This is a genomic window from Marinifilum fragile (genome assembly GCF_963677365.1).
Lineage (GTDB): Bacteria > Bacteroidota > Bacteroidia > Bacteroidales > Marinifilaceae > Marinifilum > Marinifilum fragile.
Genome location: NZ_OY781962.1, coordinates 1,730,431 through 1,746,908, shown reverse-complemented (window position 1 = coordinate 1,746,908; position 16,478 = coordinate 1,730,431). Strand labels below are relative to the sequence as shown.

Below are 16,478 nucleotides of genomic sequence, written 5' to 3'. Positions count from 1 at the left end.
ATGACATTGTCCAAAAAGTCAGTTAATTGTAACCAAGTTATACTAGAATTCTTGTTAGGAGCCAGAGAAGCTTTAAGCGAGGATGCTCAAAATCATATTATTTCGTTTTTACGTTCCCAAAAATGTGAATCAGGAGGATTTATTGATAGAGCTGGCAAATCAGATTTGTACTATTCGGTTTTTGGATATACGCTTGCTTTGGTTTTGGATTTGAAATTGAATATAGCTGATGAGAAAAAATATCTGAAGCAATTTGAACAACAAAATCTTGATTTTGTACATTCAGTATGTTTGGTAAGGGCTTTCTATTTGCTTCACCTTATTGATTTAAAACAAAAAACAGGATTTAAGTCCACCAAATATTTAAGAATAGGATTTGCTAAAGATTTAATAATAGGAAAATTGGTCAAAAGAACGATGATTGATTGTTCAGAAGTACTGTGGGAACTGGAAAATTATATCGCAAAAGATGAAGGTTACAATCACAATAGAAAAGACGCAGAACACTCTACCGTTTATGCCAATTATTTAATGTGGACTTTATATCAAGATTTGCAATTAGAAGAGGATACAATTGAGGAAATTCAAAATGCAAATCAGTCATTAATATTGGAGAATGGTTCTTATGCGAATGAAAATAACAGTTCAGATGGGGTAACTTCAGCTACTTCTGCTGGTATGATTATGAATTTGGATCATGGAAAAAGTAAAGATTGGTTACTTCAAATGAGATCGAAAAGAGGTGGATTTATGGCTGCTAAAGATGTACCTGTTTCTGATCTTTTATCAACAGCAACTGCATTGTTGGCTTTGAAATTGTCTGGAGAAAATATGGACTCGTTTGCCGAAAATTCCTTAAATTTCATCAACCTTCATTGGGATGAGTCAGGAGGCTTTTTCGGTAGCATTGCTGATATGTCCTGTGATGTGGAATATACCTATTATGCTCTTCTGGCTTTGGGTGTTTTGTCTTAATTAAGACAAACCCATTTATGAAAGAGATAACCAATTGCTAAATTGAACCATATCATGATATCCAATTACAACCACATGCAAAACCTAAAACAAAGACTAGATACTCATATCCTTTCTCTTCGAAATGAAAATGGATACTGGGATGGAAAATTATCTAGTAGTGCATTGTCAACTTCAGTAGCGGTTTTTGCATTGTGGAAATATGATAAAGAGAAATACGACATTCATATCAACAAAGGACTGGTTTGGATGGCTCAAAATGCCAATTTAGATGGTGGCTGGGGCGATACAATAAGAAGCAAAAGCAATTTAAGTACTACTTTACTTACTTGGGCATGCTTTTCTATTGCCAATGATCGCCCTGAGTTTGCTGAATGCATTCAAAATGCAGAAAATTGGTTGATAGATCGTTTGAAGAAATTGAACCCAGAATCAATAAGTAATGCGATACTCAATCATTACCAAAGCGATCAAACTTTTTCGGTGCCAATTTTATCCATGTGCGCACTTTCGGGAAGGTTAGGAGAAGATGGTTGGAAGCTAGTTCCGCAACTTCCATTTCAAATGGCGGTTTTCCCAGATGAACTTTTCAAGTTTTTGAATTTGTCAGTGGTAAGCTATGCTATCCCGGCATTAATTGCCATTGGTTTGGTAAAGGCACAAAATAGTAAGCCAAATAAGTTAACAAAGAAGCTGAATCAATTGGTAAAACCTAAAGTTTTACAGATTCTATCTGAAAAACAGCCTGGCAATGGAGGTTTTTTGGAAGCTGCGCCTTTAACCGGTTTCGTTCTAATGAGTTTGATTGGAGCAGGAGAGCGGGATATAGAAGTTTGTCAGAAAGCAGCAAGCTTTTTGATACATTCGATTCGTGAGGATGGATCCTGGCCAATTGATACTCATTTAGCAACTTGGGTAACTTCTCTGTCTATAAATGCCTTGGATAATAATATGTTGGCTGAAATTGCTGATAGAGAGAAGATTGTTTCATATTATCTTGATTATCAGTTAAAGAATATTCACCCATTTACAAAGGCAAAACCAGGAGGTTGGGCCTGGACTCATCTACAAGGTGGAGTTCCTGATGCCGATGATACTTCGGGAGCATTGATTGCACTACATAAATTGAACGAATACCAGAATATTCCCATTGAGGCAATAAAGAATGGAGTGAACTGGTTAATTGACCTTCAGAACAGTGATGGAGGCTTGCCTACTTTTTGTAAAGGTTGGGGGAAATTGCCTTTCGACTGTTCCTGTCCTGATATTGCAGCTCATGCCATAAAAGCATTATCTCTCTGGAGGGATAAGTTGGATGTTGATACCAGGAGTAAGATTGATAAATGCATCCAGAAGGCTTGGGGGTATTTGCAGAATTCACAATCAGATAATGGCTCATGGTTACCACTATGGTTTGGAAATGAGGACGATTTGCAACATGAAAATCCTGTGTATGGAACCTCAATTGTTTTGTATTCCATAAGTGATTTAAATCCAGATGTTTTAAGAGGGCTACATGAAGTTAAAAACAAGGCTATGACCTTTCTGCAATCTGTTCAAAATGAAGATGGTGGATGGGGTGGAAACAATAATCTAATCTCTACTATTGAAGAAACTTCTTTGGCAATTCGTGCTTTGGCTTGCATGCATAATCAGGAAGAAATAAGTAATGGATTGAAGTGGTTACAAGCTCATCTGCCTAATGATTTGAATGACATCAAAGCTACCCCAATTGGATTGTATTTTGCCTCACTTTGGTATTTCGAAGATATGTATCCTTTGGTATTTGCAAGCTCTGCAATGAATGAAGTAGAAAAATCAATCGCGAATTGCGAATTAATAATTACGAGCGAAGCCTATTGAGGATCGCTTTAAGTGAGATATGCAAGAGTTAAATCAAAAAAGGCGCGAGTATTCGCGCCAATATTAGTCATGCCAATTGTTCATTATTCATTATCCACCTGCACTCCGATCATCTCCCAAAAGATTTCTTCATCTATCACATTTACATGATATTCCATGGCTTTCCGATTCTTTCGACCTTTACCGGAGAATTGCTCAGCATGAGCTGTAATCAGGTAATCAACATTTTTAGAGACTACTCTTTTGACGAATAAGCCACGCTCCTTGACCAACTGTTGAGCCAATTCACGATCGATTCGTTTTCCATTAATTTTGCAATTAAGGTGACCAGAGAAACAAACGCTCTTTCCTTTCAATGACTTCAATTGTTTTTGAATTCCTGGAGTAGTGATTGGAATTTTGGTACGCTCATATTCAATTAACAAATCCAATTCTTTGGGAAGAATACAAAGCAAATCTGAAACCAAATGAAGGTCATCCATTTCTGCATTGGTAAGAATCTCATCCAAAAGGTAAATGCGAATTAGCTTGCGCAAGTATTCTTCATGAATTTCCATTACCTGATCTTTGGAAAGCTTGTAATCGGTGGCCAAATCAACCAGAGAAATAATCTCTTTTTCAGTTAAAATTCTATCGGCCAAAGCACGATCCAGAACATTCAGATACTGACGTACAGGAACAGAATCTCCAGCACTGGAAGTTAGTCTGTTTAATAAGTCGTAAAGCTTTGTTTTTTGGATGTTAGCTATGTTCTTAGCTTCTTTACGTTTAATGTAAACATTGCGCTCTTTTGGACAATCTTCAATTTCATTCCGATGAAGGAAGTTTACTACGAAGTCTTCAATCTCATTTTGTTGAGCGTATAGATTTTTCAGGATGGAGAAAAGTTTGGCTGTTGCCAATGAATCAGACTTCGCACTATGGCGTACTGAAAATTCAATATCGTAATAAGTACAAAGTTGTTCCAATCGGCGTAGGCCAGATTCCGGAGCAACTAAATCGAACAGCTTTAGAGTACAGATACCTTCCAATTTAGGCATGCTATCATTTAGAATTGGGTCTAAAAAGCGAATGGTAAAATCTAAATCGTGAGCAACTAAAGTTTTTCCATTTAAACGAGAAAGGATATCAGGAACAATTTCTGAAGCTGAAGGAGCATTTTTTACCATGTCATCAGTAATGCCATGAATTTGAAAACCTTCAATTTCTTTTCCCGGATGAATTAAAGTTTCGTAGCTATCCAATAATTCTCCGTTCCAGTTTACGGTTTGAATGGCCACCTCAATAAGGTGATCACCATGTTGTGGTGAAATACCAGTTGTTTCAATTGAAATGATTGCAAATTGATGCTTATTTAGTTCCAGTATTGGATCGTTTGTCATAGGCAGTTTTTATTAGGGTAATTAGATTAGAGCAAATATAAAACTATTGAACGAAAAATGAATCGATAAGCCGCCTAAAGTACTTGCCAAACCTAAAAATTAATGTAGATTTGAAATTCAAATTTTGAAGACAATATTAAAACATATACTATGAGTAACTCAAAACAACAAGCACAAGAATTAATCGATTTTATTCATGGAAGTCCTAGTACTTACCATGCGGTAAATAATATCAGAAAGGAGTTAAACGAGGCTGGATTCGAGGAACTAGACCTTCGTGATGAATGGAAAATTGAAAAGGGAGGAAAATACTTTACAACAAAGAATGGATCGGCTATTTTCGCTTTTCAAATCGGAAGTGGAGAGATTGAAGAGGAAGGATTCCAGATGATTTGTGCCCATTCTGATGCTCCAGGATTTAAAATTAAACCAAATCCTGAAATTGAAGTTGAAGAAAACTATATCAAATTAAATACAGAAGTTTACGGAGGTCCGATTTTGAATACTTGGATGGATCGTCCACTATCAATTGCTGGTCGCGTATCAGTAAAATCAAATGACCCTTTGCATCCTGAACATTTGTACGTAAAGATTGATCGTCCTTTGATGGTGATTCCAAATCTGGCGATTCACTTAAATCGTGAGGTTAACGAAGGTGTTGAGTTGAATAAACAGAAAGACATGCTTCCATTACTATCTATGATTACAGAAGAAATGGAAAAGGACAATTGTTTGGTGAAATTGATTGCCGATGAATTGAAAATTGATGCTGAATCCATTATCGATTTTGATGTGAACTTATTTGAAGTTGAAAAAGGATCTATCTTTGGTTTGAATGATGAGTTTATTTCATCACCACGTTTGGATGACTTGGCAATGGCTCACGCTGGATTAAAAGCTTTGTTATCGGTAGGAGCTTCGAAGAAGACTCAAATGCTAGCCATTTTTGACAACGAGGAGGTGGGAAGTGTTACCAAGCAAGGAGCAGGTTCTCCGGTATTGCGTCACATCTTGCAGCGCATTGTTTTCAAATTGGGGAAAGATATGGAAGCATTACATCGCGCAATTTACAGCTCTTTCATGATTTCGGCAGATATGGCACATGCTGTTCATCCAAATATTGGAGAGAAGCACGATCCAACAAACCGCCCATTCATCAACAAAGGGCCAGTAATTAAGATTCACGCGAACCAGAAGTATACTACTGATGGAGATTCTGGTACAGTGTTCGAAACTTTGTGTAAAAATGCGGATGTTCCTTATCAAAAATTTGTGAATCGTTCCGACTTAGTTGGAGGTAGTACACTTGGTAATGTTTCTACAGGTCAGGTTGATATTCGTACTGTAGATATAGGTAACCCAATGTTTGGTATGCATTCAGTTCGAGAAACAGGTGGAGTAGAAGATAATTCTTACGTTCGTAAGGTGTTCACTTATTTCTTCGGATTGTAAGAACTCAGCTTGTTAGAAAATATTTTAAAGGCAGCACGTTGTGTTGCCTTTTTTTAGGCATTAATTTCTTGTAGGGATTGATTTTATTTAATTCAGACAAATATTTCATACTTGAACTGAAAAAGTACTTACCTATTGAATCATTTTCGAACTCAAATAGCAGCCTTGGAAATTCAATTAGCATGAGTTTATTTCAGTAGGTTAAATGCTAAAGTATTGTTCCTATCTGCTTTTTTACTCTAATTATCAGGATAATAAAAATTACTGCTATGGTATTGCTAAGGTAGGTAAGGTAAATTCCTAAGGAGGAAGCTTTTTGTTTGTAAACAAATTTTCAATTCTTTCGATCGAACCAAAATATCATAGTATGAATATGTTTGATGTAATTAGCCCTGATGATTGGATTCTGTTACTTGTTGTTCATTTACTATTAAGTGTTGTGTCTATCTATTTTGTAATCCGAAATGAAAAAAACAGATTCTCACTGATTTACTCACTTGTTATTCTTTTGATTCCCATTGTTGGTGCAATGGCCTATTTATTTAATTCTTACCTGAAATGGGATTCTTCACGTTATCTAAACAAATAAATATTTTTCCCAGTAAATTTCGTATATTCTAGGGTATGGAAGTGTAAGTGAGGATTTTTGAAGAAAAGAGATTGTTCATGCGCAACCATCGGGTATTGCCTGCATCGTATATGCAATGTGCCAAACAATTTGGCACACCAAGAAAAATTACAAACAACCAAACCCCACAATCTATGAAACGCTACGTTTTACTATTAATTCTTTTATTCCCATTGATGCTTCTGGCTCAGGAACGTTTTCTGGTCGATAGCTTGAGTATGCGAATGGATGCAGCAGAAGAAGATAGTACAAAAGTTAAAATCCTGCTTAAATTATCAGATACCTATCAGAATACCGATTTTAAACAGAGTCTGGAATATGCAAATTCTGCCCTAGCAATTGCTAACTCAGGAAAGTTGAGATTACAACAGGCCAGAAGTCATAAGAAAATAGCTGATATTTTATTTCGAAAGGGTCTGTACGATCGTTCTCTGGACCATTACCTAAAGAGTAAAAAGATATTTGAAGAAGAAAAGAATCATACTGCGCTGGTTGGTGTTGAGCACAATATGGGGAGTATTTTTTATCGCTTGTTGGAATACGATAAAGCACTGGAACATTATAAGGTAGCTCTTTCCATGCAAAATAAAATTCTAGCCATGGGAGATTCTACTTACTATACTCAACATCATGCTTTTTACAATAGCATTGGGAACTGTTACAATGTGAAAAAAGAGTATGAAATAGCCAAAACTTACTTTCTAAAAGCTTTGAAAGGAGCCCAAAAGTTTGATGATAAATTGAATTTGGGTGTTATCTATAACAATCTTGGAAAAGTTTCCATGGAAACGGGCAAGTATGATGAGTCATTGGAATATATGAAACTCTCGTTACAAGCACGTAAGGCAATAAACGATAAAAATGGCATGTCTCGTTCACACCTGTTTATGGCAGAGTATTATCGGAAAACAGGAGCGTTTCAAAAAGCTTTGGACGAGGCTAATATTGGGAAAGATTTGGCCAGTGAAGCAGGATCGATGCTGTCTTTAATGGAAGCCTACCAGACTATTTCACAAATAAAAAAAGAGTTGGGCGATTCGGATGGAGCCTTGATGGCTTACCAGAAATTTCATGCATATAACGATAGCATTATCAACGAAGCATCGGTTCGCGAAGTTACCAGCCTACAAATGCAGTACGAGTTCGATAAACTTGAAAAAGAGAGACAGGTGAAGCAGCAACGAAAGGAAATGATTTACCTTTTTCTGATGGCTATTTTGGTTTTGGGAATGATCATTACCGGATTGCTTTATGGTTTTATAAAGAGTAGGGCTAAGGCGATTAGTTTAGAGAAGCAGACATTGGAAAAAGATTTGGTGCTGAAGAATCAGGATTTGGAGATTAAGAACAAGGAGCTTACCACCAATGTCATGTATCTTTTAAAGAAAAATGAATTAATTACTAGTGTTTCCAGTCGATTGTTGCAGCTGAAATCCCAACTAAAACAAGAAAATAAGGAGCCTATTCAAAAGATCATTTTCGACCTTCAGGCTGGTGCCGATCAGGATGTGTGGGAAGAATTTGAGCTGCGTTTTCAACAGGTTCATAACGATTACTACAAGAAATTACAGGAACGATTCCCAAACTTGTCTCCTTCAGAAGTTAAGCTTTGTGCATTTTTAAAGCTGAACATGACCAGCAAGGAGATTTCCAGTATCATTCACCAGAGTGTGAAAAGTATTGAAGTGTCCAGGTCCCGCATTCGCAAGAAACTGGATCTTACTGGCAAGGATGTCAATTTGGTTACTTTTCTATCCGAATTGTAAAGATTCATTTCCCTTATTGTGAGTATTTGCAACATCCACAAAGTGAGATATTAATACCAATTAAGTGTTATAATACAGATCAATTGATCAGGGCATCTCTTGTCTGATTTATTTACTCGCCAGAAATATTCTTTTTTATTGATTTAATAAGCTGAGTTTGATTTAAACATGGTGTAGTTTTGAATTGAACTCAGCTTATTTTTTTTCTGGTTGTATAGGACTTTTCTTTTAATTCTACTTCCCAAAAGCCAACCGTTTTCCCCCGAAAATTGTATTCATGCTCTGTTTTAAGATTTAGAGTGTTTTTAGTGTTGTTTATTTGTAAGTAACAGATAGTGAAGCGTTAGTATGCTTTTGTTAAGGTGCCGCTATGGTGCCTAAATAGGAATGTAGATGCATTTCTAAGGTCATTTTTAATTGTTGAAGATTCCTGATAAGGCACATCCTTCTTTTCTCTATTAAATACCGTCTATCATTGTGAGCAAATAAAATTGCCAGCATATGAATTGGGAAAAGAAAACTAAAGAACTAACAGATCGAGAGAAAGAAATTCTTGAACTCATTGACAAGAAAAAAAATGAGACAGAAGCTTTGCGAAAGATATTGGAGTCGATTGAGAAAAAGAGAGATCAAAAAACGAAATAAAAACAAGTGTTGGTCTTTCGAACTATAAAATTTGGAAGTTGAAATCATCAACCTCTGGTTTTGTGCAATGGTCATGAACGATTGTTTTTGGTCAAGTGGAAAAGACGACAGGACAAAATAACCCATAAACAATGAACACCCAAAACAACAGCCCATAGTGGATGACCTGAACCTAATGAATTAATACAGTGATTTACTCAAAACAAATTTCTATGAAAAAAAGATTACGATTGAAATCTTTATTCTTACTATTCGTTTCCTGTATCCTTATAACAGGAGTTGCAAATGCACAGCAATACGAGAATGGAGCACAGAAAGGTGTCATTAGAATAAAGTTTAAGCCCGAATTATCAGCAGCCACGAAAAGTTTTAAAACTACACGTCGTGGTGTTAAGACTGGCATATCTGCTTTTGATGCAGTATCAGCAAAAGTGTCAGCATATCAGTTGGAGCGCGTATTCCCTTATGCTCCAGCACATGAAGACAAACACCGTAAATATGGTTTACATTTGTGGTACCAAGTAAAATTCGATGCCAGTTTAAATGCTGCAGAAGTAGCAAAATCTTATAAACAATTAGGAGAAGTAAGCATTGCAGAAACCATTGGTGAAGTTCAGTTAATTGATGGACCTCAACCAAGCGAGGCTCCTGTTCTCACCTCCGAAGAATTACCAATGAATGATCCAGCTTTGAATGCACAGTGGCATTACAATAATGATGGAACTGTAGTGGATGGAGCTATAGCTGGCGCTGACATTAACTTGTTTGAAGCCTGGAAGGAAACTACCGGTTCATCAGATGTTGTGGTAGCCATTATTGATGGTGGTATTGATGTGGATCATGAGGATTTAGCCGCTAATGTGTGGGTGAATGAGGCAGAGTTGAATGGCGTGGAAGGCGTTGATGATGATGGTAACGGTTACCCTGATGATATCTACGGATACAACTTTGTAACGAACTCAGGTGAGATCACGGATCATTATCATGGAACGCACGTTGCGGGAACTGTAGGTGCGGTAAACAACAATGGTATTGGTGTTTCGGGTGTTGCTGGAGGTGATGGAACCGAAGGAACCGGTGTAAAAATGATGTCCTGCCAGATTTTTACTGAAGATGGTGGAGTTGGTGGTTTCGCTAATGCCTTGGTTTATGCAGCTGATATGGGAGCTGTTATTTCTCAGAACTCATGGGGATGGAAGACTCACAATCATTACGATCAGGCTGTATTGGATGCCATTGACTACTTTATTGCAGAAGCAGGTAACTATGCAGGTAGCCCAATGAAAGGTGGGGTTGCCATTTTTGCCGCTGGTAATAATGGAGTTGAGATGAATGCTTACCCTGCTTATTATGAGCCTTGTGTTGCTGTATCTTCACTTGGTCCAGACAATGGTCGCGCTGGTTACTCCAATTATGGTGATTGGGTTGATGTGGCGGCTCCTGGTGGAAACATGGGGATTGCGCGTGAAGCGGGGATTTTAAGTACTTCCCCTGGCGACAAATATGCATATTTGCAAGGTACTTCAATGGCTTGTCCGCATGTCTCAGGTATAGCTGCTTTGGTCGTATCAAAGTTCAAGGGGAATATTACAGCTGAGGGGTTGAAGAGACACTTGCTAACTTCAGTTCACGATATTGATCCTTTCGTTGAAGATTTTGCGAAAGGGAAGATGGGGAATGGATATATTGATGCAGCCATGGCTCTTCAATCAGGTGATGCAACCAAAGCTCCCGAAAAAATTAATGACTTAGCAGTTACTGCAGCTCAGGATTTTGCTTCTCTAACCTGGTCTGTTCCTGCAGATGAAGATGATGGAAAAGCAGTTAGTTATTCTATTTATTGGAGTAAAAATGAGTTTGATGCTGCAAAGGTTCAATATGCAAATTCTGCCGTAATTAAATCATTCTATTCCAATGCAGGTGATGAACTGAATTACCTGATTGAAGAATTGGATGCCAATACTCCATATTATTTCGCCATTAAGGCTTATGACCGTTGGGGTAATGAGTCAGAACTTTCTGATGTGAAAGTTGTTTCTACCAATTCAGGCCCTGGCATTCGATTGGGAGAAGATGTAAACATGGCCGTTGATGTAGCAGTTAATCCTAAAGTTTCTGATGCTCTTTGGGTTTACAACGACTCTATTGGTGTCTTAAACTGGAATGCTCACGTTGGTTTGGTGGGTCTTGAACCCGATGCTTTTAGTGTTAAGGATGTCGTTTATCCAAATGTAAGTACCTTTTCGCAAAGTACAAGTTTGGGTGGAAACGAGATTCCACAGGTTGAAAAAGTAATGGCTCCAACCTCCATGGCTATTGACGAGAGAATGGGTAATAGTGAAGGGTCACAAGCCTGGAGACTTATTGGAGATAATGACGTTACAGTTACCAATTCTTCGGCTTCCCGTTTTTATGTAGAGCAGGATAAAGGTTTTAATTTAACGGGTTTGTGGGCCCATCTAAAATTTGATCCAGAGATTGGCCCTGCTGTGCTTGAAATCTGGGAAGGTCCTGTACTGGAGGAAGCTAAGTTAATTACTGCTCAAAATATTTTTTCAGAAGCAAATGTTGATTATTCTCGTTTTGTGCAAATGGACGAACAGGTATTCATGAAAAAAGGATCTTATTACTGGGTGGTAATCCATGTGCCGGCAGGAAACTTATATCCTTTGGGGATTTCTCCTGAAAAGACGGAAACAGGATCAGACAACTGTTTGATGAGTTTTAACGGCGGACAATCTTGGCAACCCCTTGCAGAGGCTATAGAAGATGATACTTGGGCCTGGGCAATGATCCTTAGAAGCCAGTTCGAAGATCTTGGAGAATACATTACCTTAACTCCTAATAATGGAGTAGTGGACGGAGGGGATTCCCTTCAGGTTGCTATTGATGTGGTTTCGGAATTCCTTGTGGACGGACAGTACACTGAAAACATTGTGTTTACATCCAACGATCCTGTTAATAAGGTGATGAAAGCCAAAATTAATTTGGATGTTGATGGACACCTTCCAATATTGAAATCTGAGAAAACTGTAAATTTTGGAGACGTATTTGTTGGCAATACAAAAACTCTGGATATTCAGATTGTAAACGAAGGGTATGTTGGTTATAAATTAGGTAACTACGCTCATTCATCTTCCAATGAAAATATATTCTTCACGGACAACAAGACCAGTGGGAATAACATTCCGGCTCGTGATGGAGGTTGGGTAAGAGTGACTTTTAAACCAACAGAAGCAGGTACTTTCAACGAAACCATCACCATTACTGATGGAAGCAATCCATATACATTTAATGTACATGGTGTTGCTACAGAACCTGCCAAACTTACTATTTTACCTGAAAGAGATACTATACCGGGTGATTTAACTATTGGCGATACAATTGCAGATCGTACCTTTACCATCCGCAACGATGGAAAGTATCCGCTGGATTATATGATACCTAAATTTGCTCCTGGTTACGAGGTGGAAGGACTGAAAAGACCTTTCAACAAATTTGGATACTCATACGACTATGTGATCGGCGGAACCTATAATGATTCAAAGGAATACGGCTGGAAGAACATTTCTTCTAACGATATTCTTCCTCAGATCAAAACCAACCAGGTATTTGCGATTGAAGTAGAGCTTGGTTTCTCTTTCCCATTCCGTGATAAATTTTACGACAAGGTTTGGATCAATTATGAAGGAGCCCTGATTTTTGGTGAAGATGGTAACGTAGGATTAGATTGGGCTAGTGGAACACCTCTTGATCCGCGCTATTTGAAGGATCGAGATATGATTACCGCAGTAATGGCAAGAGCAGATTTGAACAATACAAATGCTGCAATCTACTATGAAAAAGAGGATGGTACATTCCGTGTTCAGTTCAAATATTTGAAATATGGAAAGTCTCTTCCTAACTACCAGATTGTATTGCACGCCAATGGTGATGTAGATGTACTCTTTAATAAAACCGGTACTGCGGATGAAGGAGCCAAAGGCTGGCTTGTAGGTTTAATTGACGAAAAGAATGAGGATGTTTGTTTTGCTACAAACAGTGAGTACAGTTTGAATATGGGTGAAACAACCTCTTATCATTCTTACTTCAGATTCTATCATCCTGGCGAGGATATGATTACTGCTGCTACCAATGCATCAGGTATTTTGATGCCAGGTCAGACAACTGATATTACTTTGAGCTACAATACCGATAAGGTTTTACAGGATTCAATTTATCAGAAACTGCCTATTATTAGTAATGATATTACTTCACCAATTTCAACCTTTACTACATATGCCAATTTTGTAGCAGGTGGTGCTCCTGTAATGAGTGTGAAAAAGGATACTATTGATTTTGGAGAGGTTTTCAAAACGGCTCAGGACTCAATTGCTGTGCAGGTGGTTAATGCAGGAACAGCGAAGGAAACTATTACTGGTATCCGATTCGAAAATGGTCATTATAGCACTAGCAAGTCCGCTCCTATCGAAGTGGGAACCAGACAGTCTGCTTATATTCCTGTGAAGATCAATACGGAAGTTGCTACAGTACTGGAAGATGCAATATATATAACTACTGCTGCAGGCGAGGAGTTCAAAGTAGTACTGAAAGGAAATGTGGTGGAAAATCCATTGATTAGCATTGCTCCTGCTGAGGGTATAACCTGGGAAATGCCAGCGCGTACCATAAAGGATACAGTGCTTCAGATCACTAATGATGGTTTGGGAGATTTGGAATTGGCCATCCTTCCGGATTCATGGTATTATCCTTTGGAGACATCCTCTCCAGCAATGGATATCAAAGATTTTGAGTACATCAATGTAGAAGGTGATGGAAATGGTTGGATTGATATCACCGAAACTGCTGCGGAAACGAATTTGAGAGATCAGTTTGTTTTTGATGAGATTCCTTACAAGGCTGTCAAATTAGACAATCCAATTCCTTACTATGGACAAACCTACGATACCTTATACATTGGTTTCATGGGTTGGGTTAGTTTTGTGAAACCTAAAGGAGAATCAATGTGGGATCGTGTACAGGGAATTCCTTTAGAGGATAATGTTTCAGGTGCAATTGCTCCTATGGGTGGCTTTCATGTTCCTAATGGAACTGTGGCTGATAAAAAGGATGGTATTTATTATCAGATAGACGAAGACAAGGTAATTGTAACCTGGAATGAATACATCGATATGACTGCTATGAGTCAAAATTATGATTTCCAGGTGATTCTATACAACAATGGAAGAATCGATTTCAACTATAAGAATTTTGAGATCGTAAAATCATTTGCTTTTGTTGGTGTAGAAAGTCCTGATGAAAAACAAGGTCTTTTGGTACATTACGGAATGATGCCTACTGGGGTTAATAAATACTCTTATACCGTATTCCCTGTTAAGAAGGAAATTGTTCCAGCTCAAACAACAAAGGATATAGCCCTACGTTTGGATGCAAATAATTTGCATGATGGTACTTACAATGCAAATATCGTTGTAAATAACAATACCGTTAGTGAAGGTGTGAAACTTGTACCTCTGAACCTAACTGTAATTGGTTCACCGGAATTAACGGCTGCAGATGTTGAACTTGGAGATATCTGGTACACCGAAGGTATGGAAGTGGTTGAAGGATTTACCATTACCAATACCGGTACCAAAGCCATTCAGTTGGATTCGGCTCAGGTTACCATGAATGACGATATGAAAGTGGAGTTTTATTATCCTGGAGCTCCTGGTATCTTCGGATATCCAGAAGGATATGTTCCGATTAAGGATCTTATTGGTGAACAAATTATAATTCCTGGAAGAAGACCTATTTTAGTTGCTGATGGTTCTCAATTGGCTCCTGGTGATTCTTGGCAGTTCTTTGTAACCTATACACCAACAGCACCAGGTGCATCCAATGCCAATGTTGTGGTTGTTGATGCGGATGGTAACGAGGCTCTGGTTTGGAATGCATCTGTAAATGCGATGTTGCCACCTGTCGCTACCATTAGCGATGAAAGCATTACTTTACACGCTGACGATTATACATTTACTGATACTCGTGATTTTGTAATCGGCAACGAAGCTGGAAATAATGATTTGGAGTGGAATCTTGAGTTTGTTTTCAATAGAGGAAAAGTGGAAGAGGCTGTTGCTCCTGCACAAACATTTGTAGTTAAGGCACCTGTATCGCTGAACTCAGAAATGAATGACAATCCTGCTCCATCATCAGTAAAATCTACCAAATCGGGAGAGTACAACCGTGTATTAGAGTATGATAACAATGATACGGAAGTGGATAACTGGTTAGGATTTGGTGCTAGCTTAAGCTTTACTTCAGCAACCAAGTTTACAGCTCCATCGGACGGATTCTCTGTTTCAGATGTGAAAACATGGTTCCGTAGAGAAACGGTTAATTCTGGCGTTCTGCACGCTGAAATTCTTGCTGGTGGTGATGGTATTGCAACCGCATCGAAAGTGGCAGAGGGAAGACTGGAATATTCGAAAGATGGTAATGACGACGTTGGTGAATTCTTTACCATTGCATTGGATGAAGCTGTTTATATCTATCCTGGAGAAGATTTTTATGTGGTAATTCACTACCCATTAGGAGTAAGCAATCCTCAGGGAACTAGAATTCTACAGAAAAAAGACGATGCTGTAGTAGATCGTTTCTTCTTCGAGTATGAGGGAGACTGGTATGATCTTACTTCTCAGGGTGGTTTTGAAACTTATACTTACATGGTGAAAGCCATGGAGAGAGAGCTGGATATGAAAACCTGGGTTACAGTTGATCAAATGTCAGGAACTGCGGCAGCAGGAGAGGTTTCAACATTAACATTGAACTTTAAGGCAGAATATGCTCAGGAGATTCGCAACAATGCTACGATTCTGGTAAATACCAATGATCCGAACAACGAGCAGTTTGAGTTGGATGTAAATCTGTTAATGAACGAAGGTCCGGATATTACAACCACAGTACCTTACCCAACTGTTATTGAGGCGGAAACTTTGGAAGTACCATTTACAATTACTGATAAAGAGGGCGATAGTTATAATGTTGAAGTTAGTGGAGCTGGTGATTATTATACCTATGTTTCTACTGCAGAAGGCATCACGATTAGCCTTGCGCCTGGATACTTCGATCAGGGTATTCATGATTTAGAGTTGATTGCAACCGATGAGCATGGAGCAAAGAGTTCTTATAAGTTCCAGGTAGAGGTAGTCAATGTGAATCGTGCTCCTGAATTGACAAATTCAATTGCAACTAAAGAATACTATGAAGACGAAGAGTTGGAAAACATCGATTTAAATGAACATTTTATCGATCCTGACGGTGAGGAATTGAGGTATGAAGTATCTGTGGACAACCAGTCTGTAGTGAATATTTACACTTCAGCTACAGGTATTGTGATTGAGCCATTGGCAGAAGGTAGTGCAATAGTGAAGGTGATTGCTATAGATCCTTTAGGATTGAAAGCGGAAACTACTTTCGAGGTGATAATTGCAACGGTTACAGGTATTGAAGAGATCACAGAATCTTCAACCAGAGTATATCCTAACCCAACCGATGGTCCATTAAATATTGTATTGGGTGGCGAAATTGAGGGTGAAGTAATTATTGATGTATTAAATATTATTGGTAGCAGTCAGTATAACACAAAGATTACCAAATCAAAAGGTCAATATGAAACGAAGCTTGATATTACAAATATGCCATCTGGTATTTATATGGTTCGTATTCGTACGAACGACGGTGATATCGTAAGAAAAGTTGTTAAAAAATAAGAAGAGGAAGCCCTCG

At 38.2% G+C, this 16,478-nt stretch carries 8 protein-coding genes; 7 read left to right on the top strand and 1 reads right to left on the bottom strand.

Going from position 1 to position 16,478, the window contains the following annotated elements; genetic code table 11:
* Positions 1-975 carry a prenyltransferase/squalene oxidase repeat-containing protein gene (locus ACKPCA_RS06790; RefSeq protein ID WP_321282095.1) on the top strand — a complete coding sequence of 325 codons (975 nt, stop codon included), beginning with the start codon at positions 1-3 and terminating at the stop codon, positions 973-975.
* A gap of 54 nt (positions 976-1,029) precedes the next feature.
* Complete coding sequence (locus ACKPCA_RS06785) at positions 1,030-2,838, top strand: prenyltransferase/squalene oxidase repeat-containing protein (RefSeq protein ID WP_321282092.1); 1,809 nt, start codon at positions 1,030-1,032, stop codon at positions 2,836-2,838.
* 83 nt (positions 2,839-2,921) lie between these two features.
* Here ACKPCA_RS06785 and ACKPCA_RS06780 read toward each other — a convergent pair whose 3' ends face one another.
* Positions 2,922-4,220, bottom strand: coding sequence for an exonuclease domain-containing protein (locus tag ACKPCA_RS06780; protein WP_321282091.1), 1,299 nt, complete (start codon positions 4,218-4,220; stop codon positions 2,922-2,924).
* 150 nt (positions 4,221-4,370) lie between these two features.
* On the opposite strand from ACKPCA_RS06780, the gene ACKPCA_RS06775 reads away from it, so the two are divergent.
* The 5 genes from ACKPCA_RS06775 to ACKPCA_RS06755 all read left to right on the top strand — a co-directional run bounded on the left by ACKPCA_RS06775 (position 4,371) and on the right by ACKPCA_RS06755 (position 16,462).
* Positions 4,371-5,672, top strand: a complete 1,302-nt coding sequence (locus ACKPCA_RS06775) for a M18 family aminopeptidase (protein ID WP_321282089.1) — start codon at positions 4,371-4,373, stop codon at positions 5,670-5,672.
* Between the two features lie 367 nt (positions 5,673-6,039).
* Complete coding sequence (locus ACKPCA_RS06770; protein ID WP_321282088.1) at positions 6,040-6,261, top strand: PLDc N-terminal domain-containing protein; 222 nt, start codon at positions 6,040-6,042, stop codon at positions 6,259-6,261.
* Positions 6,262-6,434: 173 nt separating this feature from the next.
* Positions 6,435-8,066 (top strand): tetratricopeptide repeat protein, encoded by a 1,632-nt coding sequence (locus ACKPCA_RS06765; RefSeq protein WP_321282086.1) that lies wholly within the window; start codon positions 6,435-6,437, stop codon positions 8,064-8,066.
* Between the two features lie 501 nt (positions 8,067-8,567).
* Positions 8,568-8,711, top strand: a complete 144-nt coding sequence (locus ACKPCA_RS06760) for a hypothetical protein (protein WP_157471519.1) — start codon at positions 8,568-8,570, stop codon at positions 8,709-8,711.
* A gap of 212 nt (positions 8,712-8,923) precedes the next feature.
* Complete coding sequence (locus tag ACKPCA_RS06755) at positions 8,924-16,462, top strand: S8 family serine peptidase (protein WP_321282084.1); 7,539 nt, start codon at positions 8,924-8,926, stop codon at positions 16,460-16,462.
* Positions 16,463-16,478 lie beyond the last annotated feature (16 nt).

Coding starts and splice junctions, on each gene's coding strand:
- ACKPCA_RS06790 (WP_321282095.1), top strand. CDS start 1: ATGACATTGTCCAAAAAGTCAGTTAATTGTAACCAAGTTATACTAGAA.
- ACKPCA_RS06785 (WP_321282092.1), top strand. CDS start 1,030: ATGATATCCAATTACAACCACATGCAAAACCTAAAACAAAGACTAGAT.
- ACKPCA_RS06780 (WP_321282091.1), bottom strand. CDS start 4,220: ATGACAAACGATCCAATACTGGAACTAAATAAGCATCAATTTGCAATC.
- ACKPCA_RS06775 (WP_321282089.1), top strand. CDS start 4,371: ATGAGTAACTCAAAACAACAAGCACAAGAATTAATCGATTTTATTCAT.
- ACKPCA_RS06770 (WP_321282088.1), top strand. CDS start 6,040: ATGAATATGTTTGATGTAATTAGCCCTGATGATTGGATTCTGTTACTT.
- ACKPCA_RS06765 (WP_321282086.1), top strand. CDS start 6,435: ATGAAACGCTACGTTTTACTATTAATTCTTTTATTCCCATTGATGCTT.
- ACKPCA_RS06760 (WP_157471519.1), top strand. CDS start 8,568: ATGAATTGGGAAAAGAAAACTAAAGAACTAACAGATCGAGAGAAAGAA.
- ACKPCA_RS06755 (WP_321282084.1), top strand. CDS start 8,924: ATGAAAAAAAGATTACGATTGAAATCTTTATTCTTACTATTCGTTTCC.